Annotated in this window: 20 protein-coding genes and 1 riboswitch; of the genes, 10 read left to right on the top strand and 10 right to left on the bottom strand. The window is 71.7% G+C overall.

What is annotated here, in order from left to right; genetic code table 11:
- Positions 1-44: 44 nt before the first annotated feature.
- From ACZ39I_RS12145 to ACZ39I_RS12135, 3 genes are all read right to left on the bottom strand, one after another.
- Complete coding sequence (locus ACZ39I_RS12145; RefSeq protein ID WP_393600412.1) at positions 45-1,496, bottom strand: glycine hydroxymethyltransferase; 1,452 nt, start codon at positions 1,494-1,496, stop codon at positions 45-47.
- Positions 1,497-1,537: 41 nt separating this feature from the next.
- Positions 1,538-1,627, bottom strand: a riboswitch (ZMP/ZTP riboswitch).
- Positions 1,628-1,793: 166 nt separating this feature from the next.
- The gene (locus ACZ39I_RS12140; protein WP_467244433.1) at positions 1,794-2,987 is read right to left on the bottom strand and encodes a glutathionylspermidine synthase family protein; all 1,194 of its coding nucleotides are present in this window, start codon (positions 2,985-2,987) and stop codon (positions 1,794-1,796) included.
- Positions 2,988-2,999: 12 nt separating this feature from the next.
- The gene (locus ACZ39I_RS12135) at positions 3,000-3,398 is read right to left on the bottom strand and encodes a hypothetical protein (protein WP_467244432.1); all 399 of its coding nucleotides are present in this window, start codon (positions 3,396-3,398) and stop codon (positions 3,000-3,002) included.
- A 136-nt stretch (positions 3,399-3,534) separates the two neighbouring features.
- Here ACZ39I_RS12135 and ACZ39I_RS12130 point away from each other — a divergent pair, with 136 nt between their 5' ends.
- The 7 genes from ACZ39I_RS12130 (at position 3,535) to ACZ39I_RS12100 (ending at position 12,478) form a co-directional block, all read left to right on the top strand.
- Complete coding sequence (locus ACZ39I_RS12130) at positions 3,535-4,398, top strand: hypothetical protein (RefSeq protein ID WP_467245093.1); 864 nt, start codon at positions 3,535-3,537, stop codon at positions 4,396-4,398.
- A 97-nt stretch (positions 4,399-4,495) separates the two neighbouring features.
- Positions 4,496-5,074: an antibiotic biosynthesis monooxygenase gene (locus tag ACZ39I_RS12125; protein WP_467244431.1), complete on the top strand. Its 579-nt coding sequence runs from the start codon at positions 4,496-4,498 to the stop codon at positions 5,072-5,074.
- Between the two features lie 29 nt (positions 5,075-5,103).
- Positions 5,104-7,338: an aminodeoxychorismate synthase component I gene (gene pabB, locus ACZ39I_RS12120; RefSeq protein WP_467244430.1), complete on the top strand. Its 2,235-nt coding sequence runs from the start codon at positions 5,104-5,106 to the stop codon at positions 7,336-7,338.
- Positions 7,335-8,861 carry an AMP-binding protein gene (locus ACZ39I_RS12115; protein WP_467244429.1) on the top strand — a complete coding sequence of 509 codons (1,527 nt, stop codon included), beginning with the start codon at positions 7,335-7,337 and terminating at the stop codon, positions 8,859-8,861. Before pabB ends, ACZ39I_RS12115 begins: the two co-directional genes overlap by 4 nt.
- An 80-nt stretch (positions 8,862-8,941) precedes the next feature.
- On the top strand, positions 8,942-10,504 hold the full coding sequence (locus ACZ39I_RS12110) for a class I adenylate-forming enzyme family protein (protein WP_467244428.1): 1,563 nt from the start codon (positions 8,942-8,944) through the stop codon (positions 10,502-10,504).
- On the top strand, positions 10,501-11,670 hold the full coding sequence (locus ACZ39I_RS12105; protein WP_467244427.1) for an FAD-dependent monooxygenase: 1,170 nt from the start codon (positions 10,501-10,503) through the stop codon (positions 11,668-11,670). Before ACZ39I_RS12110 ends, ACZ39I_RS12105 begins: the two co-directional genes overlap by 4 nt.
- 13 nt (positions 11,671-11,683) lie before the next feature.
- Positions 11,684-12,478: an aminotransferase class IV gene (locus tag ACZ39I_RS12100; RefSeq protein ID WP_467244426.1), complete on the top strand. Its 795-nt coding sequence runs from the start codon at positions 11,684-11,686 to the stop codon at positions 12,476-12,478.
- A gap of 61 nt (positions 12,479-12,539) precedes the next feature.
- Here the strand turns inward: ACZ39I_RS12100 and ACZ39I_RS12095 are convergent, their stop codons facing one another.
- Entirely contained in the window at positions 12,540-13,028 is a 489-nt protein-coding gene (locus ACZ39I_RS12095; protein WP_467244425.1) for a carboxymuconolactone decarboxylase family protein, read from the bottom strand.
- A gap of 59 nt (positions 13,029-13,087) precedes the next feature.
- Positions 13,088-14,476 (bottom strand): MocR-like pyridoxine biosynthesis transcription factor PdxR, encoded by a 1,389-nt coding sequence (gene pdxR, locus ACZ39I_RS12090; protein ID WP_467244424.1) that lies wholly within the window; start codon positions 14,474-14,476, stop codon positions 13,088-13,090.
- Between the two features lie 46 nt (positions 14,477-14,522).
- Between pdxR and ACZ39I_RS12085 the strand changes: the two genes are divergently transcribed.
- The 3 genes from ACZ39I_RS12085 to ACZ39I_RS12075 are packed head-to-tail and all read left to right on the top strand — an operon-like array spanning position 14,523 to position 16,179.
- Positions 14,523-15,020 (top strand): carboxymuconolactone decarboxylase family protein, encoded by a 498-nt coding sequence (locus ACZ39I_RS12085; RefSeq protein ID WP_467244423.1) that lies wholly within the window; start codon positions 14,523-14,525, stop codon positions 15,018-15,020.
- Positions 15,017-15,460, top strand: a complete 444-nt coding sequence (locus ACZ39I_RS12080; protein ID WP_467244422.1) for a carboxymuconolactone decarboxylase family protein — start codon at positions 15,017-15,019, stop codon at positions 15,458-15,460. Before ACZ39I_RS12085 ends, ACZ39I_RS12080 begins: the two co-directional genes overlap by 4 nt.
- On the top strand, positions 15,457-16,179 hold the full coding sequence (locus ACZ39I_RS12075) for an isocitrate lyase/PEP mutase family protein (protein WP_467244421.1): 723 nt from the start codon (positions 15,457-15,459) through the stop codon (positions 16,177-16,179). The genes ACZ39I_RS12080 and ACZ39I_RS12075 overlap by 4 nt, the downstream gene beginning before the upstream one ends.
- A 6-nt stretch (positions 16,180-16,185) precedes the next feature.
- Here ACZ39I_RS12075 and ACZ39I_RS12070 read toward each other — a convergent pair whose 3' ends face one another.
- Genes ACZ39I_RS12070 through ACZ39I_RS12050 form a run of 5 tightly spaced genes read right to left on the bottom strand, consistent with a single transcriptional unit; the run spans position 16,186 to position 23,263 of the window.
- Complete coding sequence (locus ACZ39I_RS12070) at positions 16,186-17,133, bottom strand: ABC transporter substrate-binding protein (protein ID WP_467244420.1); 948 nt, start codon at positions 17,131-17,133, stop codon at positions 16,186-16,188.
- 1 nt (position 17,134) lies between these two features.
- Positions 17,135-19,078 (bottom strand): ABC transporter permease, encoded by a 1,944-nt coding sequence (locus ACZ39I_RS12065; RefSeq protein ID WP_467244419.1) that lies wholly within the window; start codon positions 19,076-19,078, stop codon positions 17,135-17,137.
- Positions 19,078-20,157 carry a quaternary amine ABC transporter ATP-binding protein gene (locus tag ACZ39I_RS12060; RefSeq protein WP_393600406.1) on the bottom strand — a complete coding sequence of 360 codons (1,080 nt, stop codon included), beginning with the start codon at positions 20,155-20,157 and terminating at the stop codon, positions 19,078-19,080. Before ACZ39I_RS12060 ends, ACZ39I_RS12065 begins: the two co-directional genes overlap by 1 nt.
- Positions 20,157-21,686, bottom strand: coding sequence for a GMC family oxidoreductase (locus ACZ39I_RS12055; RefSeq protein ID WP_467244418.1), 1,530 nt, complete (start codon positions 21,684-21,686; stop codon positions 20,157-20,159). The genes ACZ39I_RS12060 and ACZ39I_RS12055 overlap by 1 nt, the downstream gene beginning before the upstream one ends.
- A 50-nt stretch (positions 21,687-21,736) precedes the next feature.
- The gene (locus ACZ39I_RS12050) at positions 21,737-23,263 is read right to left on the bottom strand and encodes an aldehyde dehydrogenase family protein (protein WP_467244417.1); all 1,527 of its coding nucleotides are present in this window, start codon (positions 23,261-23,263) and stop codon (positions 21,737-21,739) included.
- Positions 23,264-23,448: the final 185 nt, after the last annotated feature.

The following is a 23,448-nucleotide window of genomic DNA, read 5'->3' as shown; positions in this document are numbered from 1 at the left end:
CCGGTCTTTGACAACTCAAGAGAGGACTCACCACAGGACAGGTGTCAGCCGAGGTCGATCTCCGGGTACAGCGGGAAACCGGCGACGAGGTCGGTGGCCCGGTGGGAGATCTCGTCGGCGACCTTCGGGTCCAGGACGTGCTGGGCCTTGGAGGGCGCCCCCGACTTGGTGGTGCCGGGCTCCGTGGTGGTGAGGACGCGGTCGATGAGACCGGCGACCTCGTCCATCTCGGCGGTGCCGAGACCACGGGTGGTCAGTGCGGGGGTGCCGATGCGGATGCCGGAGGTGTACCAGGCGCCGTTGGGGTCGGCCGGGATGGCGTTGCGGTTGGTGACGATGCCCGAGTCGAGCAGGGCGGCCTCGGCCTGACGGCCGGTGAGGCCGTAGGAGGAGGTCACGTCGATCAGGTTGAGGTGGTTGTCGGTGCCGCCGGTGACCAGGGTGGCGCCGCGGCGCATCAGGCCCTCGGCCAGGGCGCGGGAGTTGTCGACGATCCGCTGGGCGTAGTCCTGGAAGGAGGGCTGCCGGGCCTCGGCGAGGGCGACGGCCTTGGCGGCCATGACGTGCGGGAGCGGGCCGCCGAGGACCATCGGGCAGCCGCGGTCGACCTGGTCCTTGAGGGAGTCGTCGCACAGCACCATGCCGCCGCGCGGGCCGCGCAGGGACTTGTGGGTGGTGGTGGTGACGATCTGGGCGTGCGGGACCGGGTCGAAGTCGCCGGTGAGGACCTTGCCGGCGACGAGACCGGCGAAGTGCGCCATGTCGACCATGAGCGTGGCGCCGACCTCGTCGGCGATCTCCCGCATGATCCGGAAGTTCACCAGACGGGGGTAGGCCGAGTAGCCGGCGACGATGATCAGCGGCTTGAACTCGCGGGCCGAGGCGCGCAGCGCGTCGTAGTCGACGAGGCCGGTGGCGGGGTCGGTGCCGTAGGAGCGCTGGTCGAACATCTTGCCGGAGATGTTGGGGCGGAAGCCGTGGGTGAGGTGGCCGCCGGCGTCCAGGGACATGCCGAGCATGCGCTGGTTGCCGAAGGCCTGGCGGAGCTCGGCCCAGTCGGCGTCGGAGAGGTCGTTGACCTGGCGGACGCCGGCCTTCTCCAGGGCGGGGACCTCGACGCGCTGGGCGAGGACGGACCAGAAGGCGACGAGGTTGGCGTCGATGCCGGAGTGCGGCTGGACGTAGGCGTGGCGGGCGCCGAAGAGCTCCCTGGCGTGCTCGGCGGCCAGGGACTCGACGGTGTCGACGTTGCGGCAGCCGGCGTAGAAGCGGCGGCCGATGGTGCCCTCGGCGTACTTGTCGCTGAACCAGTTGCCCATCGCGAGGAGGGTGGCCGGGGAGGCGTAGTTCTCGGAGGCGATCAGCTTGAGCATCTCGCGCTGGTCGTGGACCTCCTGGCCGATGGCGTCGGCGACGCGCGGCTCGACGGCGCGGATCACGTCGAGGGCGGCGCGGAAGGCCGTGGACTCGGTGGACAGGGGCTGCTGCTCTGACATGGCGGCCTCCGGGCTGCGTGGCTTGAAGCGGTCACGGATCACGGTTCGGCCCAGGCGCACGGCACTTGGTCACTCACAGGCCGCTCCCCGATGGTCCGTCCCATCCCAGCGCGCCAGTCACGGCCTGTCGGCCAGCCTACCGGGCACGCCGAAGGGCACCTGCGCGACGTCCACCATGCGAGCGACGGCTTCGAGGCCGGGCGGCGGGTTCCGGGGTCGGGCTCCAGGGTCGGGCGGCGGGCTCCGGGCCTCGCAGCCCGCCTCGTCGGCACCCCTGCCCGAGGGCCCCCACCGGCCTCAGAGGATCACATGCGGCAGAAAGCGTGCGTACTCGTCGGTGACCAGGCCGGAGGACTCCCGGATGCCCAGGCCCGCCGACTCGTTCTCCACGATCCAGGCGCCGAGGACGACGTGGTTGCCGTCGAAGTCGGGCAGGGGGGCCAGTTCCTGGTAGCAGCACGCCTCCTCGCGGATCTCCGCATCGGTGCCTGGCTCGCCGGGCTGGTGGACCGTCACCCCGGCGCCCTCTCGGCCGAGCAGCGGCTTGGCGACGTAGCCGGTCGTCGTGGCCAGGTGTCGGGGGCCGTCGAGGTAGGCGGGGAGGAGGTTCGGGTGGCCCGGGTACAGCTCCCAGAGGACGGCGAGGAGGGCCTTGTTGCTGAGGAGCATCTTCCAGGCGGGTTCGATCCACAGGGTGCTGCCGGTGCCGCCGCCGTTGTCGAGGGTGTCGAGGACGTAGGTGGCGAATCGGTCGCTGGTGAGCCACTCCCAGGGGTAGAGCTTGAAGCAACTGCGGATGAAGCGGAGCTGGTTGTCGACGAAGCGGCCGGACAGGGGGTCCCAGCCGATCTCCTCCATGGAGATCCAGTCGGTGTCCAGGCCGGCCTGTTCGGCGGTCTCCTTGAGGTAGGCGACCGTCATGAGGTCCTCGCCGAGTTCGTCGGCGGACGAGTGCGCGAAGTAGAGCGGGCTGCCGGGCGGGAGGAGGGCGGCCTGCTTCTTCCAGGCGGCGACGAGGCGTTCGTGGAGGGAGTTCCACTGGTCGGCGCCGGGGAAGCGCTCCTCCATCCAGAACCACTGAGGGGAGGCGGCCTCGACGAGGGAGGTGGGGGTGTCGGCGTTGTACTCCAGGAGCTTCGCCGGGCCCGTGCCGTCGTGGCGGAGGTCGAACCGGCCGTAGAGGGAGGGGAGTTCGGCGCGCCGGTGCCAGGACTCGGCAACCGCCTCGGCCACGCGCGGGTCGGTGATGCCGAGGTCGGCGAAGCGGTTCGCGGTGACGATGTGGTCGGCGGCCGCCAGGCACATGCGGTGGAGGTCCTCGACGGTCTCCTCCAGAGCCTCCACCTCGGGGAGCGTGAAGGAGTAGTAGGCGCTCTCGTCCCAGTAGGGGCGCAGGGAGTCGTCGGGGTACCGGGTGAGCGGGTAGACGAGACCCTGGGCCTCGACGGTCTGCTGCCAGCCGGGGCGGGGGGCGATGGTGTGTCGGCGCATGGTGTTCGGCCGTCAGCCGCCGGAGCTGCCCTTGCCGGTGCCGCCGTCGCCGCCGCTGTCGCCACTGCCTCCGCTGCCGAAGCCGCCGCGGTCGACCCCGCTGCCCCCGCTCCCACTGCCGCCGCTGCCTGTCGAACTTCCGGAGCCCTTGCCGGACTTCTTGGTGAAGGAGCCGTCCGAGACCCAGCTGCCCTTCTTCTTGCCGCCGTAGTAGTAGGAGCCGTTGACCGAGGTGGTGGACTTGCAGTTCTTGTCGGCGACGACCCGGTAGCCCTTGCCGAGGGTGTAGCTGTCCCGGTCGACGCAGCGCTTGTCTGGGTCGGAGGAGCAGGCGGTCAGGGCCATGGCGAGCAGTCCCACACCGCCGAGTGCGACCGTGCCCGAGCGAAGTTGCCGGCGTGCGTCCGCCATGTCCGTGTCTCCCCCTCGGTCAGGCCGTGGGCCTGGTGTGTGCGTGTCCGGCGTACAGCTTAGAGATCGGCAGGAGCCTGCCCCGAGGCAGCCCGCCTCTCCTCACCTCCCCTAAGGTCCCTTTGTGCTCTTCGGAATGGTGTGTGCTCTGGGTGCCGCGGTCTGCTTCGGCACGGCCACCGTGCTGCAGGCGATGGCGGCGCGTGCGGCGGACGCGGGCGGCGGTGACGGCGAGGGGACGGCGTTCGCGGTCACGCTGTTCCTGCGGGCGGTGCGGCAGTGGCGGTATCTGGCGGGGCTGGCCCTGGACGGGGTGGGCTTCCTGTTGCAGATCGCCGCGTTGCGGTCGGTCCCGATCTACGCGGTCGGCGCGGCGCTCGCGTCGAGTCTCGCGGTGACCGCGGTGGTGTCGGCGCGGCTGCTGCGGGTTCGGCTGAGCGGGGCCGAGTGGGGGGCGGTCGGGGTGGTGTGCGCGGGGATGGCGCTGCTGGGGATCGCGTCCGGGACGGAGGGCGACCGGGGCGGCCCTGCGGCCTTGAAGTACGCGCTGCTCGGGACGGCCCTGGCGGTGCTGGCCCTGGCACTGCTGGGTGGGCGCCTGCCGGACCGGGGGCGGGCGTTGGCGCTCGGGCTGGGTGCCGGGTTCGGGTTCGGGGTGGTCGAGGTGGCGGTACGCCTGATCGACTCGCTCGCGCCGTCGGCGCTGCTGGCCAACCCGGCGACGTACGCGCTCCTCGTCGGTGGTGGTGCGGCCTTTCTGTCGCTGACCTCGGCGCTGCAGCGGGGGTCGGTGACCACGGCGACCGCCGGGATAGTGATCGGGGAGACGATCGGGCCGGCGCTGGTGGGGGTGGTGTGGCTCGGGGACCGTACGCGGGAGGGGCTGACGTGGGTGGCGGTGCTGGGTTTCGCGGTGGCCGTCGCGGGGGCGTTGGCGCTGGCCAGGTTCGGAGAGGCCCCGGAGCATTCCGTCCCGCATTCCCCTTCCCGAATTCCGTAAAGGGTCACCAAGCCCGATAAAGAGTCACGATCCGGACAGCCGAAAAAGCTTCGTTGAAGATTTGAACGTGCTGTGAAGGCCCTGCGTATACGACGGTGTGAGCAGTAATCCCGTCACCGTCACCGTGGCCTATCACGTGGTGCCGGGCCGTGAGGCCGACTTCCATTCCTGGGGGTGGGCCATGCTGGCCGCGAGTGCGCAGCAGCCGGGCTTTCTTGGAGGTGGCGTCCTTGTCGACCAAGAGGCGGAGTGGCATGTGGTCTATCGCTTCGCCAGCGAGGGAACGGCCCGGGCCTGGGAGGACTCCCCCGTCCGGACCCAGTGGGACCACCGGGCGGCGGGCATTGCCCGGCAGACGGAGCGCAGGAGCGTGCGGGGCTCCAAGATGTGGTTCGAATCACAGACCACCACCCCGAAGGCGCCCACCCCGCCGGCGAAATGGAAACTGTGGTTCGTGAACATGAGCGCGGTTTTCCCGCCGGTGCTCCTGTTCAATCTGATCGTTCTTCCTTATCTCGGCGGACTCAATCCGCTTGTCCGCACTCTGCTGTTGTGCCTGTGTGTGACGGCTCTCGTCACCTGGATTCTCATGCCCCGGCTTCAGCGTTTCCTCAGGAAATGGCTGTATCCGCCGCTCCAGGCCCTTCGCGGACGGCACAAAAGACGGACCGCATAGGTCCGGCACGAACCGAGGGAGGTGGGCGGGTGAAGACCCTGCTCATCGACAATTACGACTCGTACACGTACAACCTGTTCCAGCTGGTCGCCGAGGTCAACGGCGAGGAACCGGTCGTCGTCCTCAATGACGCGGTCGGCGCGCTTCCCGATCTGGGGGCCTGTCTCGCGGGATTCGACAATGTCGTGGTCTCGCCAGGGCCCGGGCACCCGGCCGAGCCGCGCGACTTCGGACTGAGCGCCGCCGTGCTCGCCGAGGCGTCGATCCCCGTACTGGGCGTCTGTCTGGGACACCAGGGCATCGCGCTCGGCGAGGGGGGCCTGGTGGGACCCGCCCCGGAGCCGCGGCACGGTCATCTGTCGACGGTCCGGCACGACGGACGGGACCTGTTCCGGGGGCTGCCGCAGGACTTCACCGCGGTCCGCTACCACTCGCTGGCCGTGTCCGAGCCGCTCCCGCAGGCACTGGAGGCCACCGCGTGGGCCGAGGACGGCGTGCTGATGGGGCTCAGGCACCGCAGCCGACCGGTGTGGGGCGTGCAGTTCCATCCGGAGTCCGTACTCACCGACTACGGCCACCGCATGCTCGTCAACTTCCGTAATCTCACGGCGGAACGGGCACGCAGACCGCGCACGAAGAACACCGCGGTGCCTCCCCCCGATGCGGTGATCCCCCGGCCTTCGCGGATCGTCCCGCGCCCCCGGCAGACCGCGCCCGCCTACCGTCTGCACACGCGGCGCATCGCCGGCGCGGTCGACACCGATGCCGCCTTCACCCGGATGTACGCGGCGTCGAAGCGGGCCTTCTGGCTGGACAGTGCGCTGGTCGAGGACGGGCGGTCGCGGTTCTCGTTCTTCGGTGACGACAGCGGTCCGCTCGCGGAGTTCGTCCGGTACGACGTCGAGAGCGGAAAGTGCGAGATCGAGCGGGCCGGGCGGCCGACGAGGAAGGTCGCGGCGAGTGTCTTCGACTATCTCGGCCGGCAGTTGACGAGCCGCCGGGTGGACGGCGCCGGGCTGCCCTTCGACTTCACCGGCGGCTATGTCGGCTACTTCGGCTACGAGACGAAGGCCGACTGCGGCTCACCGAACCGGCACACCTCCGACGTCCCGGACGCGTGCTGGCTGTTCGCCGACCGGTTGATCGCCGTGGACCATCTCAAGAGGTTCACCTACGCGGTCTGCCTGGCCGAGGACACTCCACAGGCCACGCGGGAGGCCGAGGACTGGCTGGAGAGCACGCTGGCCCAGCTGACCTTCGTCGCCACCGAGCCGGACCCGACGGAGGCACCCGCCCTGCCGACGCCCACCGGCCCCGCCGACCCAGACCTCGACCCCGGTCTCGGCGCCGCCGAACCCTGGCTGGTGCGGGACCGGGCGACGTATCTCGCCGACATCGAGTCCTGCGGACGCGAGCTGCGGGCGGGCACGAGCTACGAGGTCTGTCTGACGAACGCGGCCCGGTTACCCGCTCCGGCGGACGCGTACGCGTTCTACCGCGTGCTTCGCCGGGTCAACCCGGCCCCCTACGCGGCGTTCCTGCGGTTCGGGGACGTGGACGTGGCGAGTTCGTCTCCCGAGCGGTTCCTGCGGATCACCCGGGACGGGATCGCCGAGGCCCGGCCCATCAAGGGCACCGCACCGCGCGGGACGGGGCCGGAGGAGGACGCCCGGCTGCGGGACGCACTGGCGTCGGACGCCAAGACACGCGCCGAGAACCTGATGATCGTCGACCTGCTCCGCAACGACCTGGGGCGGGTGTGCCGGACCGGGTCGGTGCGGGTGACCCGGCTGATGGCCACGGAGACGTACGCGACCGTGCATCAGCTCGTGTCCACCGTGGAGGGGCGGCTGCGGGCGGGGACCGGCGCGGTGGAGTGCGTGCGGGCCTGTTTCCCCGGTGGCTCGATGACCGGGGCGCCGAAGCTGCGCACGATGGAGATCATCGACTCCCTGGAGACCGAGGCCCGCGGGGTCTACTCCGGCGCCCTCGGCTATCTGGGGTGCAGCGGGGGCGCGGATCTCAACGTCGTCATCCGTACGGCCGTGTTCGCCGACGGGCGGATGCAGCTGGGTGCCGGAGGCGCGATCGTCCTCGACTCCGATCCGGTCGCCGAGTACGACGAGATGCTGCTGAAGACGGCGGCGCAGATGAAGGCGCTGCACCTGCACACCGCGGAGCGGACGCCGGAGCAGCGGCGGCACACAGCCGTCCGTGCCGACGCCCGCGGAGGGCACACGGCCACCGAGGAGCCGGTCCGATGACGACTGCGCAGTTCGTGCTGCCCTCGGCCGGCTTCGAAGCCCCCGGCAATCTCGCCGCCCAGCTCGCCGATCTCGCCGAGCGGCGCGGCTGGCTGGACCGGCCCGCCTTCCATCAGGGCCACCGGGCCTGGACCCACGGCGAGGTGCACGCGCTCGCGGCACGGGCGGCCACCGTGCTCGCCGGTCACGGCACCGGGCCGGGTGACCGGGTGGTGCTGGCGTTGCCGGACGGGATCGCCTGGGTGACGGCCTTCCTCGCGGTCGCGCGCCTCGGGGCCGTCGCCGTCCTCGTCAACCCCGAGCTCCCCGGAGCCGACCACGCGTTCATGGCCGCGGACGCCGACGCCGCGCTGTGTGTGACGGGGCCGGGCCTGGAGGACCGGTTCGCCGGGCGGACCCGGCTCGGTGCCGACCAGCTGCTCGCGCTCAGCGCCTCCGCCGAGTCGGCCCCCGCCCATCCGGTCGACGCGCACACGCCGTTGTACGTCCAGTACACGTCGGGCACCACGGGCCGTCCCAAGGGGGTCGTGCACACGCACGGCGACCCGAAGGCGTACCACGACCTCATCGGCCGGCGGCTGCTGCGGGTCGGGCAGGACGACGTCACCCTGTCGGTGTCGAAGCTGTACTTCGCCTACGGCTTCGGCAACGCCTTCGTCTTCCCGCTCTTCTCCGGCTCCTCCGCCGTACTCGTGGACGGGCGCCCGACCCCGGCCGCCGTGGACGAGCTGGTCGCCCGGCACCGGGTGACCCTGCTGTACTCCGTGCCGTCCGCGTACGCCGCGCTGGTGGCCGACCGGGGCAGCGGGCACGAGGCCTGCTTCGCGTCGGTGCGGGCCGCGGTGTCGGCCGGCGAGGGCCTGCCGGAGGGGCTCGGCCGACAGGTCACCGAGCTGCTCGGTGCGCCGGTGCTGGAGCAGATCGGCTCCACCGAGGCCGGTCACGCCTTCTGCGCCAACAGCTTCGGCCACCACCGCCCGGGGAGCGTCGGCCGCCCCGTGCCCGGCTTCGAAGTGGAGCTGCGCGACCGCAACGGCCACGCGGTCCCGGACGGCGCGGAGGGCGAGCTGTGGGTGCGCGGCCCGACGGTGACCCCCGGCTATCTCAACCGGCCCGAGGAGACCGAACGCACCCTGGTCGGCGGCTGGCTGGCCACCCGTGACCGGGCTGTCCGCGAAGTCGACGGCACCTACCGGCACCTGGGCCGCGCCGACGACATGGAGATGGTCGGCGGCATCACCGTCTCCCCGCTGGAGGTCGAGGCCGTCCTGCGCACCCACCCGGCGGTGAAGGAGGTCGCGGTCGTCGCCGTCGTCGACGGGAGGGGGGTCGGCCGGCTGCGGGCGTTCGTCGTCCCGGTCGCCCCGGTCCCCGACGGGAGTCTCCAGGAGGACCTCCTCGGCCTGGCCCGCGCACAGCTCGCCGCCTTCAAGGTGCCCAGGAGCGTGAGCCTCGTCCCGTCGCTCCCCCGCACCCCGACCGGCAAGCTCCGCCGCCACCTGGTCCGCCGGGGCGCCTGGTGACCGACCACGGCAAGGACGCCCTGCAGGACCCACCAACACCGCACGAGCACCGCAGCCGCACCGCAGAGAGGAACGGCCCCATGCGAGAGCAGCAACCCCCCTTCACCGACCGGGGTTTCTACCTGGGCCCGGTGTTCCGCCGGGCGGCCGACCGGCACGGCGCCGTCTTCGTGACCCTGGACCGGCCGCTGGACACCCATCCCGCACTCGGTGTCGATCTGACCTACCCGGCGTTGGCGGAGGTCGTCGAGGAGCTGTCCGGGCGCCTGTGGGAGGCGGGGGTGCGGCCGTCGGAGCAGGTGGTCGTACACAAGACGGACAACGTCGACATCGTGCTGCTGACCTGCGCGGTCTCCCGTATCGGCGCGGTGCCGGTGCTGCTCTCCCCCGGGCTGGCCGGTGAGGTGGTCGGGGAGCTGATCGAGCGGCTCAGGCAGCCGTGGCTGGTCACCGACCGGGCCAAGCTGGAAGGGCCGCTGCAAGGGGTCGGCCTCCGGGTGCGGCAGGTCCTCGCCGTGGACGACGCGCCGGGCGCCGAGCCCCTGGAGAAGTACGCCGGCGCCGAGCCTCCGCCACCCGTACGCCTCCATCCCCGCGAACCGGCACTGATCACCCACAGCTCCGGCACCACCGGCCTGCCCAAGCTCGCCGTGCACTGCGCGAACACCATGTGGAACCGGCTCGTACCGCAGAAGGCGATGGGCTGGCCGACGCGCGGGGAGACCGCGGCCCTGCACATGTCGTTCGTGCACTCGCGCTTCTACCATCTGCTCGGCGTCCTGCTGCACTTCGGCAGCCCGCTGGTGCTGATCACCGACCCGGACCCGGCCGCCGTGGGACCGCTCCTGACCAGGCACCGGCCCGGCATCGTGGAGACCCACCCCAACACGTTCGTGCTGTGGGAGGAGTTGGCCGACGCGCCCGGTGCCCCGCTGTCGCGCGTGCGGTCCTACGGCTCGACGTTCGACGCGATCCACCCGCGCACGGTACGGCAGCTGCTGGACGCCTCGAAGCGCCGTTCACCCTGGCTGATCCAGCTGTACGGGCAGAGCGAGACGGGTCCGGTCGCCTTCCAGTGCTTCACCCGGCGCAGTGCCGCACGCGCGGACGGCCGGCGGGTCGGGATCGGCATACCCGGCTTCACCCGCGTGCGCGTGACGGGCCCCGGCGGCGAGCGCGTCCCCGCCGGGACCAGCGGCCGGATCGAGGCCCGTACCAGGGGCCGCATCCTCACCTACCTCGGCATGCAGGACCGCTACGACCGTCAACTCAACGACGGCTGGTGGGAGATGGGCGACCTGGGCTACCGCACCCGCCTCGGCACCCTGCACCTGATCGACCGGGAGATCGACCGGATCGACTCCGTGCACAGCAATCTGGAGGTCGAGGACACCCTGATGGAGCGCCTGGAGGAGCTCCGGGAGGTCGTCATCGTGCCGGGGGCGGACCGGGAGCCGGTGCCGGTGGTGTGCGTGCGCGGGGAGCGGCCGCTGGACCTCGGGCGCTGGCGGGAGGCGACGGCCGATCTGCCGGCGATGGCCGAGCCGCGGCAGTGGCGGTTCGAGGAGCTGCCGATGACCGCGACCTGGAAGGTGAAGCGGGTCGAGATCACCCGGATGCTCGCGGAGGGTGCACGCGCGTGACCCCGGTCGTGGTGGTCGGAGCCGGACCCGTGGGTCTGTCGGCGGCACTCGCGCTGCGGGCACGCGGGCAGGAGGCCGTACTGCTGGAGGCGGAGCCGAAGGACCGTGAACGCCCGGGCAGCCGGGCCCTGTTCGTCCACCGCGAGACGCTTGCGCTGCTCGACGGGATGTCTCCGGGACTGGCCGGTGAGATCACCGCGTACGGGCAGACCTGGCGTACCCGGAGGACCCTCTACCGGGGGCGCGAGGTGTACTCCCGCACCTATCCGCCGAAGGAGGGCCCGGCGCCCTTCACCAGCCTGCGCCAGGTGGACACCGAGCGCTTCCTGCGGGCCGCGTGTGAGCGGGCGGGGGTGGAGTTCGTGTGGGACGCACGGGTGCTGGACGTGAGCACGACGGCGACCGGGGTCCGGCTGAGCTGCTCCGACGGCCGGGAGTGGAGTTGCGCGTACGCCGTCGCCGCCGACGGTGCCCGGTCCGCCGTGCGGGGCGCCCTGGGCATCGCCATGGAAGGCGAGCAGGGCGAGGGCTTCCATGTGGTCGTCGACGTGGCCCACATCCCCGGTGCCGAGCCGCCGCCCGAGCGGATCTTCCACTACGAGCATCCGGGTGCCGGCTGGCGCAGTGTGATGCGGGTGCCGTTCACCGGGGGCTTCCAGGTCGACCTGCAGTGCCGGGACGACGACCTGGAGGCGGAGTTCGGGACCGAGGAGGCCGTACGGCGATGGCTTCCGGCAGTGGTGGGCGAGGGGTACGGCGAGCGGATCCTGTGGGTGTCGACGTACCGCTTCCTGCGCAAGGTGGCCGCCTCGTTCACCGATCCGCACCGGCGGGTGCTGCTCGTCGGGGAGGCCGCGCATCTCTTCCCGCCGTTCGGGGCGCGGGGCATGAACAGCGGCATCGCGGACGCGGCGACCGCGGCGGAGGCCATCGCGGGCGGGACGATCGAGGCCTTCGCCGATGTACGGCGGTCCGCGGCGCTGTTCAACAGTGCCGCCGCCGGGGCCGCGCTGGACCATCTGCGGCCCCGGCGCCGGATCGTCCGGGCCCGTCAGCGGGCGGCCGCCGCGCTCGCGCCGGTGCTGCCCTGGTGCGGCTCGTGGCTGGAGCACGCGCCGTACGGGCCACGGCACGGAGCGCCGGTGAACGCCGGCCGCAAGTACTGAGGAAGGAGCGGCTGTGACACAACCGGTCGTCGTGGAGGGGCTGTCGGCGTGGTCACCGGCCCGCGGGCTGACCCCTGCCGCGGAGCCGACGACACCCCTGCTCGTCGCGGACTCGTGGCTGGTGCGGGACGGCAGGGTGCGCGGGCTCGAACGCCATCGGGAGCGGTTCCTGCGGACCTGCGGCGAGGCGGGCGGGCCGCCGCTGCGCCGGATGCTGGAGTTCTGGCGGGACATGACCGACGCGCTGCCCCGTACGGGCGAGTGGTTCCCCCGCGTCGAACTCGCCGCAGGTTCCCTGGAGTTGCGGCTGCTGCTGCGACACGCTCCCCCGCTCGGGACCGGCGTCAGGGTCTGGGCGACGGGCCAGGACGATCCACGGACCGTGCCCCGCCGCAAGGGACCGGACCTCGGCGCCCTCGCCCGGGTGCGCGAGCGGGCGTCCGGCCAGGGGGCGGACGAGGCGGTGCTGGTCGCGCCCTCCGGCTCCGTGCTGGAGGCGGCCACCGCCAGCGTCCTGTGGTGGGAGGACGACATCCTGTGTCTGCCGCCACCCCGGCTGCCGGTCCTGCCCGGGGTGACCGTCACGCTCGTCCAGGAGCGGGCCCGGCGCGAGGGCATCCCCGTCGCCCACCGCGAACGGACCGTGGCCGGGCTGGACGGCCGTGAGGTGTGGCTGGTGAACGCCCTGCACGGAATCCGGCCGGTGACGGAATGGATCGGAGGGCCGTTGCAGGCGGCACCGGCGCGGCGCGCCCCGGAATGGCGGGCGTGGCTGGACAGCCTCATGGAGCCGCTGCCGAGCAGGTGAATTCCCTACCGGAAAATGCGCCGGACCATAAACGGTCCGGCGCATTCAAAGGTGCCCGAATTCAATTCTTCGGCGTCGGCTGGTAACCCCCCGGCACCATGCGCGTGGCAATGGCGATCCGGTTGTACGCGTTGATGACGGTCGCCGCCCAGATCAGCGCCGCGATCTGCGTCTCGTCGAAGACCTCCGCGGCCTCGGCGTAGACCGCGTCCGGCACCCGACCGTCGTGCACCAGGGTCACGGCCTCGGTCAATGCCAGTGCGGCGCGCTCGCGTGCGGTGAAGAAGGGGGTCTCCCGCCAGGCGTTCAGGGCGTAGACGCGCTGCTCGGTCTCGCCCGCCGCACGGGCGTCCTTCGTGTGCATGTCGAGGCAGAACGCACAGCCGTTGATCTGCGAGGCGCGGATCCGGATCAGTTCCAGGAGTTCCGGTTCGACCTTGGCGTCATGGGCCGCGGAAACGGCGGCGGCGTGCAGGGAGCCCATCGCCGCCGACACGTCGGGGGTGATTTTCTTCAGGGCCACACGGGATATGGATGCACTGTTGTTCATGGGGCGACTATATCCATGCGACCGTATTCCGGAATGAGGAACAGCTGAAATGGGCGGCGCTATTCGGGCAGTACCGCGCACAGCGCCTCCAGCGCTCCCGACCAGGCGTGGTCCGGCGGTGTTCCATAGCCCACGACGAGCGCGTCGCGCCGCTCGACGCCGGCCTCGGGGTGCTGGTAGCGGTGCAGGCCGTGGACCGCGAGGCCCTGCCAGGCCGCTGCCCGCAGCGCCGCCTGCTCGGTGCCCGGTGGGAGCCGCAGCACCACGTGCAGACCGGCCGCGATCCCGGTGGCGTGGACCTTCGGGGCGCGCCGCGCGAGTTCGGCGACGAGGGCGTCTCGGCGGCGCCGGTAGCGCAGTCGGGCGGCGCGCACATGACGGTCGTAGGCGCCGGAGGTCAGGAACTCGGCGAGGGTCAGCTGGTCGAGGGAGCCGCAGGAGTCGATGCCGCCCTTGGCGGTCAGCACCTCCTCCATGAGGCCGGGCGGCAGCACCAGCCAGCCCAGTCGGAGGCCGGGGGCGAGGGACTTGCTGGCCGTGCCCGCGTGGACGACATGGTCGGGGTCCAGGCCCTGGAGGGCGCCGACGGGCTGGCGGTCGTAGCGGAACTCGCCGTCGTAGTCGTCCTCGACGACCAGGCCGCCGGTGCGGCGCGCCCACTCGACGACGGCCGAGCGGCGGTCGCGGTGCAGGGTGCCGCCCATCGGGAACTGGTGGGCGGGGGTGAGCAGCACCGCGTCCTGGTCGCTCAACTCCCCCGGGTCAGTGCCGCGTTCGTCGAACGGCAGCGGCACGGTCCGCAGTCCGGCGGCCGCGAGCAGGTTCCAGTGCACGTCGAGGCCGTACGACTCGACGGCGACCGTGCGGGCGCCCCGGGCCTGCAGCACTGCGCCTAGGAGGCGCAGCCCGTGCGAGATACCGGCGCAGACCAGGATGTGTTCGGGGTCGGCGCGTACCCCGCGGGCGCGGGCGAGGTACTCGGCGAGGGCGGTGCGCAATTCGATGCGGCCGCGCGGGTTTCCGTAGTCGAGGGCCTGGTAGGGGGCGGTGGCGAGGGCGCGGCGGGCGGCCTTGAGCCACTCGGCGCGCGGGAAGGAGGCGAGGTCGGGGGTGCCGGGGACGAGGTTGTGGGTGGGGCGCCCGGGTTCGCGGGGGCGGGGTGCGGGGCCGGTGGGCGGGACCACCGTTCGCTGCGAGACGTGGGTGCCCGAGCCCTGGCGGGCGGTGAGCCAGCCCTCGGCGACCAGGTCGGCATAGGCGTCGGCGACGGTGTTGCGGGCGATGCCCAGGTCAGCGGCGAGGGCGCGGGAGGACGGCAGTCGGGTGCCGGGGGCGAGGCGGCCGGTGCGGACGGCCTCGCGCAGGGCGTCGGTGAGGCCCCTCCGGACGCCCCCTCCGGTGGGTTCCAGATGCAGGTCGATGCCGAAAGTGGCCCGGGGTTTCGCCATGAAAGTGGACCATACCCTTGGGCTGCCCGGCTCCTAGGGTCGAGACATGACCACAGAGGAAACCGTCCGGTACAGCCCCGAACACCCGCCCCGCCTGTCCTGGGCCCAGCACGCCCCCGAGGTCTACAAGGCGATGCTCCGCCTCGACACGGCCGCCCGGCGCGGCCTCGACTCCCGGCTGCTCGAGCTGGTGAAGATCCGTGCCTCGCAGCTCAACCACTGCGCGTTCTGCCTGGACATGCACTCCAAGGACGCCCTCGCGGCCGGCGAGAGCGTCGAGCGGATCATCCAGCTCGGGGCATGGGAGGAGTCCAAGCACTTCTACACGGAGAAGGAGATCGCGGCCCTCGAACTGACCGACGCCGTCACCGTCCTCACCGACGGCTACGTGCCGGACGAGGTGTACGAGCACGCGGCCAAGCACTTCGAGGAGGCGGAGCTGGCCCAGCTGATCGCCGCGATCACGGTGATCAACGCGTGGAACCGGTTCGGTGTGACGTGCCGTATGGTCCCGGGCCACTACGAGGCGGGGCAGCACCAGTGAGCCGTACGGACGTCCTCGACCGCGAGGTCGGCCGGGCCCTGTCCGCGCTCAGCGCCACCGCGAAACAGGGACTCGGCGACCCGGCCCTCGCCGAACTGGTCGTCATCCGGGCCTCGCAGCTCAACCACTGCGCGTTCTGCCTGGACATGCATCTGGCGATCGCCCGCGAACTCGGAGTGAGTGAGCGCCAGTTGGAACTGCTCGCCGCGTGGGAGGAGGCGGAGGGCGTCTTCGACGAGCGGGAGCGGGCCGCGCTCGCGCTGACGGAGGCGGTGACGGTCCTGACGGACGGTTTCGTGCCGGACGGCGTGTACGCCGACGCCGCCAAGCACTTCGACGACGGCCGACTCGCCCACCTCATCGCTCTGATCGTCGCCATCAACAACTGGAACCGGGTGATGGTCGCCCGCCGGATCCCGCCCGGGGGGTACCGGCCATGAGCAAGGTGGACGTCTTTCGCACGCTGCACCGCAGCCGCCTCCCGGGCGACCCCCTCGTCCTGCCCGGTCCCTGGGACGCGGTCAGCGCCCGGGTGTGCGAGGAGGCCGGGTTCCCGGCGCTCGCCACGCCCAGCGCGGGGATCGCGGCCGCGCTCGGCCACGAGGACGGGTCGACGCCGGCCGACGAGATGTTCGCCGCGGTGGCGCGCGTCTGCGGGGCCGTGGACATCCCCGTGTCGGCGGACGTCGAGGGCGGGTACGGGCTGGCCCCGGGGGAGCTGGTGGGGCGGCTGCTGGAGGCGGGGGCCGTGGGCTGCAACCTGGAGGACTCCGAGAAAGGAACCCTCAAGGACCCGCGCCGGCACGCCGACTGGCTCGCCGAAGTGCGGTACGCGGCCGGTGACCAGCTGTTCGTCAACGCCCGCGTGGACACGTTCGCCTACGGCGACGGCGATCCCGAGCGGGCCGTCGAGCGGGCCGCACTGTATGTCGCCGCGGGCGCCGACTGCGTCTATCCGATCGGCGCCCCGGTCGACGTACTGCCGTTGCTGCGGTCCGGGATCCAGGGGCCGCTCAACGTGTTCGGGCGGCTGGACGGCGAGGGCCCCTCGCCCACCGAACTCGGTGAACTCGGGGCCACTCGCGTCACGTTCGGGCCGGGGCTCCAGCGCAGGGCGGCCCGGCAGTTGCGGGAGATCGCCGACAGTCTCCAGAAGTAGCCGCGTTCAGGACAGCCACGCCTTCCACGTGGACGGGTGGCTGTCCACCCACTTCTTCGCCGCGTCCTCCGGTGTCAGCTTCTGGTCGGCGATCATCAGGGAGACCTGGTTCTGGTCCTCGGTCGTCCACTTGAACTTCTTGAGGAAGGCCGCCGCCCTGCCGCCGGACTTGGCGAAGTCCGTGTTGAGGTACTTCTGGAGCGGGGTGTGCGGATAGGCGCAGGTGATCTTCGCCGGGTCCGCGTCGCAGCCCTCCTTGTAGGGGGGCAGCTTCACCTCGGTCATCGGGACCTTCTCGAACAGCCACTGGGGGGCGTACCAGTAGGTGAGGAAGGGCTTCTTCTCCTTGGCGAACTGTTTCATCTGGGTGATCTGCGCGGCCTCCGAACCGGCGAACACCACCTGGTAGTCCAGGTCCAGGTTCTTCACCAGCGCCTTGTCGTTGGTGACGTAGGACGGGGAGCCGTCCATCAGCTGGCCCTTGCCGCCGCTCTCCGCGGTGCGCAGCTGCGAGGCGTACTTGTTGAGGTTCTTCCAGTTGGTGACGTCCGGGTGCTGCTTGGCGAAGTACGTCGGGACGTACCAGCCGATGTGCCCGGTCACGCCGAGTCCGCCGCCCGGCGTGATCGTCTTCTTGTCCTTGACGTACCGCTGTTCCTGCTCGGGGTGGCCCCAGTCCTCCAGGATGGCGTCGACCCGGCCCTGGCTGAGCGCGTCCCAGGCGGGGACCTCGTCGACCTGGACGGTGTCGACGCGGTAGCCGAGCTTGTGCTCCAACAGGTACTGGGCGACGGCCACGTTGGCCTGCGCGCCGACCCAGGACTGCACGGACAGGGTCAGGCTCTTGGCGCCCTGGGCGTTGGCGAAGGGCGAGGCCTGCTTGGTCATGTCGGCGGCACCGCAGCCGGTGAGCAGCACCAGCGAGCTCATCGCGGCGATCGTACGAAGTCGCATGTCAGGCTCCCTTCCCCGTGCGGCGTTCGGTCGGCTGGGTGACCCGGTCGAGCATCAGGCCGAGGCAGACGATGGCGGCTCCCGCGACCAGGCCGGTCGCCAGGTCGCCCTGGGCCAGGCCGAAGACGGTGTCGTAGCCGAGCGCGCCGCCACCGACCAGACCGCCGATGACGACGACGGCGAGGACGAGGACCACGCCCTGGTTGACGGCGAGCAGCAACGCGGGCCGGGCGAGCGGGAGCTGGACCTGTCGCAGCTGCTGCCAGCTGGTCGCGCCGAGCGAGTGCGAGGACTCCATCGCGGCCGGGTCGACCTGGCGCAGGCCCTGCGTGGTGATGCGGACGACGGCGGGCAGGGCGTAGACGACGGCCGCCGCGGCGGCGGGCGCGCGGCCCACGCCGAACAGCGCGACGACCGGGATCAGGTACACGAACTGCGGCATGGTCTGGAAGACGTCCAGGACGGGCCGGAGCAGGCGTTCGACGCGGTCGCTGCGGGCCGCCGCGACGGCGGTCGCGAAGCCCAGGACGAGGGTGACGGCGACGGCCGCGAGGACCTGCGAGAGGGTGTCCAGCGCCGGTGCCCACACGCCGAGGACACCGATCGCGGCCATGGCGAGGACCGCGGTGAGCGCGGTGCGCCAGGTGCCGATCAGCCACGCCAGGGTGGCGACGATGAGCAGGACGGACCACCAGGGCAGCCCCTGGAGGCCGTTACGGACCGGGTCGAGGACCCAGGTGGTGAAGTGGCCAGCCCAGTCGGCGGTGCCGCCGATGACGGGGACACCGGAGTAGAGGTGGTCCGTCATCCAGTCGACGGCCCGGTTGACGGGCTCGGCGATGTTCAGGGTCCAGGCGTCGGGCCAGTCGAGACGGCCCAGCAGCCGCCCGGCGACGGCCACGACGACGGTCCCGGCGAGGGCGTACGCCCATCCCGCGCGTCCCTGTCGTTCGGTGTCGTCCGCCGCGCCCGCCGCACCGGTGACCCGGTCGAGGACGACGGCCAGCAGCACGATCGGGATGCCGGCCGCGAGGGCGGCGCCCACGTCGACCGAGGCCAGCGCCTGATAGACGCGGTCACCGAGACCGGCGGCGCCGATCACGGAGGCGATGACGGCCATGGACAGCGCCATCATGATGGTCTGGTTGAGGCCGAGGAGGAGTTCCTTGCGGGCCAGCGGGATACGGGCGGTCAGCAGCCGCTGGCGGGCGGTGGTGCCGAGTGACTCGACCGCCTCCAGGACCTCCTTGTCCGCGCCCTGCAGGCCGAGCGCGGTGAGGCGGGCCATGGGCGGGGCGGCGTAGACGACGGTGGCGAGGACGGCGGCGGGCACGCCCATGCCGAAGACCAGGACCACCGGGAGGAGGTAGGCGTAGGCGGGCATGACCTGCATGGTGTCCAGGACCGGGCGCAGGATCTTGTCCATGCGGGGGGACAGTCCGGCGGCGAGCCCCAGCAGGACGCCGACGACGACCGAGGCGAGCACGGCGACGACCATCAGGGCGAGGGTCTGCATGGTGGGGACCCACATGCCGAGCACACCGCAGGCGAGGAACGCCGCCGCCGTGCCCAGGGCCAGCCGGACGCCGGCGACCCGCCAGGCCACGAGGGCGCCGAGCGCGGTGACGCCGGCCCAGCCCGCGCCGAGCAGGACGAGGTACACGGCGCGTACGGAGATCACGACCGCGTTGCTGATGTAGCCGAAGAAGTAGAGGAACAGCGGGTGGCTGTCGCGGTTGTCGATGATCCAGTCGCTGGTGCTGCCGAGCGGCTTGGTGAGGTCGACGGTGAGGGCGGCCGGCCAACTGCCGCTGGCCCAGCGGGCGTTGGCGAGGGGGACGAGGACGGCGGCGGCGAGGGCGATGAGCAGGATCTTGTGGACGGCGCGGTGCTTGAGCAGACCGGTGGGCAGCGCGCGGGGCGTGGACGCGGTGACGGTCGCCATCAGACGGCCTCCTTGCGGAGCTCCGTTCCGGCCACGACGTCGATGAGACGCTCGTGGTCGACGACGCCCAGGCAGCGTCCGTTCTCCACGACGCACGCCGGCCGGCCGCTCTCGGCGACCACCTTGATGGCGTCGGCGACCACGGCGTTCGGGGCCAGCGCGCCCGGGTGGGTCGGGCCCGCGCAGTCGCCGGGCTTCATGGCCCGGCGGACCGTCATGACCTGTTCGCGCGGGACGTCCCGGACGAACTCGCGGACGTAGCCGTCGGCCGGGGAGCCGACGATCTCCTCCGGGGTGCCCAGCTGGACGACCTTGCCGTCCCGCATCAGGGCGATGCGGTCGCCGAGTTTCAGCGCCTCGCTGAGGTCGTGCGTGATGAAGACCATCGTGCGGCCCTCCTCGCGGTGCAGGCGGACGACCTCCTCCTGCATGTCCCGCCGGATCAGCGGGTCGAGGGCGCTGAACGGCTCGTCGAAGAGGAGGACCTGCGGGTCCACCGCGAGCGCCCGGGCGAGGCCGACGCGCTGCTGCTGGCCGCCGGACAGCTGGGAGGGCTTGCGCTGTTCCATGCCCTCCAGGCCCACCTTGGCGACGACCTCGGCGGCCCGGGCCCGGCGCTCGGCCTTGCCCATGCCCTGGATCTCCAGGCCGTACGCCACGTTGTCGAGGACCGTGCGGTGCGGGAGGAGGCCGAAGTGCTGGAAGACCATCGCGGCGCGGTGGCGGCGCAGTTCGCGCAGCCGGGACTTGTCCATCGCGCGGACGTCCTCGCCGTCGATGCAGATCGTGCCGGCGGTCGGTTCGATCAGCCGGGTCAGACAGCGCACCAGCGTGGACTTGCCGGAACCGGACAGGCCCATGACGACGAAGACCTCGCCCTTGCGGACGTCGAAGCTCACGTTGCGGACGGCCGCCGTGCAGCCCGTCTGCGCGCGCAGGTCGGCGGGGTCGAGGGCGGACAGCTCGGCGTCCTCGGGAACGCGGTCCGCCTTGGGGCCGAACACCTTCCACAGTCCGTCGACGGAGAACACGGCCTGGTCAGTCGTCGGCGGCTTCTCCATGGTCGCGGTCGTACTCATCACGCACCACCTCCCAGCAGGTCTACGGCTTTCTCACCGACCATGAGCACCCCGATCATGGGGTTCACGGCGGTCATGGTCGGGAACACGGACGCGTCCGCGATGCGGATGCCGTCCAGGCCGCGGATCCTCAACTCGGGGTCCACGACGGCCAGTTCGTCTTCGGCGGCACCCATGCGGCAGGTGCCGGCCGGGTGGTACACGGTGTGCGCGACCTTGCGCGCGTACTCGCTCAGCTCCTCGTCACCGGTGATGTCGGGGCCGGGGCACACCTCCCGCTTCAGCCAGCCGGCGAGCGGTTCGGTGCGCGCGATCTCGCGGGCGATTTTGATGCCGTCGACGAGGGTGCGGCCGTCGTAGTCGTCCTCGTCGGTGAAGTACCGGAAGTCGAGGGCGGGCTTCACCTCCGGGTCCGCGCTCGTGAGGTAGAGGCGGCCGCGGCTCTTGGGCTTGGGGATGTTCGGAGTCATCGAGACGCCGTACGCCGGGCGTTCGTACCCCAGACGTTCGGGGTTGTCGGTGAAGGGGACCTGGTAGAAGTGGAACATCAGGTCCGGGCCCGCGTGGTCGGGGTCGCGGCGCACGAACAGGCCCGCGTCGGAGTCCATCGCGGAGTTCTCGGGGATCGGGCCGTTGGTCTCCCACACGATCACCGACTCGGGGTGGTCGAGGAGGTTCTCACCGACGCCCGGCAGGTCGTGGACGACCGGTATGCCGAGGGCTTCGAGGTCCTCGCGGGGGCCGATGCCGGAGTGGAGCAGCAGTCGGGGCGAGTCGACGGCGCCCGCGCACAGCAGGACCTCGCGGCGGGCCCGGATCAGGCTCTCCTCGCCGTCCTTCGCCCGCACGTGCACGCCTTCGGCACGCGTGCCGTCCAGTTCCAGCTTGTACGCCCAGGTCTCCAGCAGGATCGTCAGGTTGGGCCGCTCGTCCATCACCGGGTGCAGATACGCCACCGACGCCGAGGAGCGCTTGTTGTTCTCCGGGTGGTAGGCGAGGTCGAAGAAGCCGACGCCGTCGTCGAAGGGCTTCTTGTTGAAGCCCTCCACGCGGGGGACCTGGAGCGCCTTCTGGGCCGCGTCGACGAAGTCACGGGCGATGGCGTTCCGGTCCTTCTCGTCGACCGGGACGATGTTGTTCTTCAGCCGGGCGTAGTACGCCTCCATGGGGACCGCGCCCCAGCCCTTGGCGCCGGCCTCCTCCCACTCGTCCCAGTCGGACGGCAGCGGCTTGAAGGCGATCAGGGTGTTGTGGGAGGAGCAGCCGCCGAGGACCCGGGCGCGGCTGTGCCGGATGTGGGAGTTGCCGCGCGGCTGCTCGGTGGTGGGGTAGTCGTAGTCGAGTTCGCCGCCGAGCAGGCCCATCCAGCGGCGCAGGGTCAGGACGTCGTCCCGGCCGACGTCACTGGGGCCGCCCTCGATGACGGCGACGGTGACGTCGGGGTTCTCGGTGAGGCGGGCGGCTATGACGGAGCCTGCCGTTCCACCTCCGACGACGACGTAGTCGTACTCCTGTTTGATCTCGGACATGGGGGTACTCCAGGGAAGTCTTGAGAGAGAGGAGAGGAGGGCGAGTGCGCTCAGCCTGCGAACCAGCGGACCGGCTTCGGCGCCAGGTTCTGGTAGACGTGCTTGCTCTCGCGGTACTCGGCGAGTCCGGCGGGGCCGAGCTCGCGACCCACTCCGCTCTTTCCGAAGCCGCCCCACTCCGCCTGCGGGAGGTAGGGGTGGAAGTCGTTGATCCAGACGGTGCCGTGGCGCAGCCGGCCGGCGACCCGGCGGGCGCGTCCGGCGTCGGCGGTCCAGACAGCGCCGGCGAGACCGTACTCGGTGTCGTTGGCGAGGGCGATCGCCTCGTCCTCGGTGCGGAAGGTCTCGACGGTGAGGACCGGTCCGAAGACCTCCTCCCGCACGACCCGCATCTCGCGGTGGCAGCGGTCCAGGACGGTCGGCTCGTAGAAGTAGCCGTCGGCGGGGCGCTCGGGCGACGGCTCGGGGCGCTGTCCGCCGGAGCGCAGCACCGCGCCCTCGGCGAGCGCGGAGGCGACGTAGGACTCGACCTTGGCGCGCTGCTGCTCGGAGACCAGCGGCCCGCACTCGACGCCGTCCTCGGTGCCGCGGCCGAGGCGGATCTTCGAGGCGCGGCGGGCGAGTTCGGCGACGAAGCGGTCCCGGACGGACTCCTCGACGATGAGGCGGCCGCCCGCGGAACAGACCTGGCCGCTGTGGATGAAGCCGGCGTTGAGGGCCTGGTCGACGGCGGTGTCGAAGCCCTCGGGGGTGGCACAGGCGTCGGCGAAGACCACGTTGGGGTTCTTGCCGCCGAGTTCGAGGGCGACCTTCTTCACCGAGACGGCGGCCGCCTGCGCGACCTTGGTGCCGCTGACCAGGCCGCCGGTGAAGGAGACCAGGTCGACGTCGGGGTGCTCGGCGAGCCGGGCGCCGACGGTGTGGCCGGGGCCGGTCACGATGTTGGCCACGCCTTCGGGCAGACCGGCCTCGACGAGCAGCTCGATGAGCGCGATGGTCGTCATCGGGGTGATCTCGCTCGGCTTGACCACGAAGGTGTTGCCGGCCGCGAGCGCCGGGGCTATCTTCCAACTGGCCTGGAGGAGCGGGTAGTTCCAGGGAGTGATCAGCGCGCACACGCCGACGGGTTCGTGGACGACGACACTGTGGATGTCGGCCGAACCGGCGTCGACGACCCGGCCGGACGCCTCACCGGCGGCCAGGTCGGCGAAGTAGCGGAAGGCGTCGGCGACACAGTCGATGTCGACCCGGCCCTCCTCCACCGTCTTGCCCGCGTCCCGGCTCTCCAGGAGGCCGAGCTCTTCGCGGTCGCGTACGAGAAGATCGGCGACGCGGCGCAGCAGTGCGGCACGTTCGGCGACGGGGGTGAGCGGCCAGGGGCCCTGTCCTGAGTCGAAGGCCCGGCGGGCGGCGGCGACCGCCAGGTCGGTGTCCTTCTCGTCGCCCTCGGCGACCACGGCGAAGGGCCGCGCGTCGGCGGGATCGAGGATCTCGCGGGTGGCTCCGGAGACGGCTGCGCGCCACTCGCCGCCCGCGTGGATGGTCTGCGGCTCCTGCCGCACGTGCTGTCCGGCCATGATCGGTGTTGCCTTCCGTTCCTGTTCGGTTCCCCTGTGTCACATGGGTGTCACTCACGGGGACCGTCGTCGCATTCCCCCGCGCCTCGATTGCATGCGCAATCGCTGGCCGAAAGTGGGCTGGCTCACTGAAAATGCGGACAGAACAGGGCGAAAGGTACGGCGGCAGGTGGGGGCGGCGCGGG

The organism is Streptomyces sp. NPDC024687, assembly GCF_055559055.1.
The sequence above is the reverse complement of the archived record's forward strand: the minus strand, read 5'-3'. Positions and strand labels throughout refer to the sequence as shown.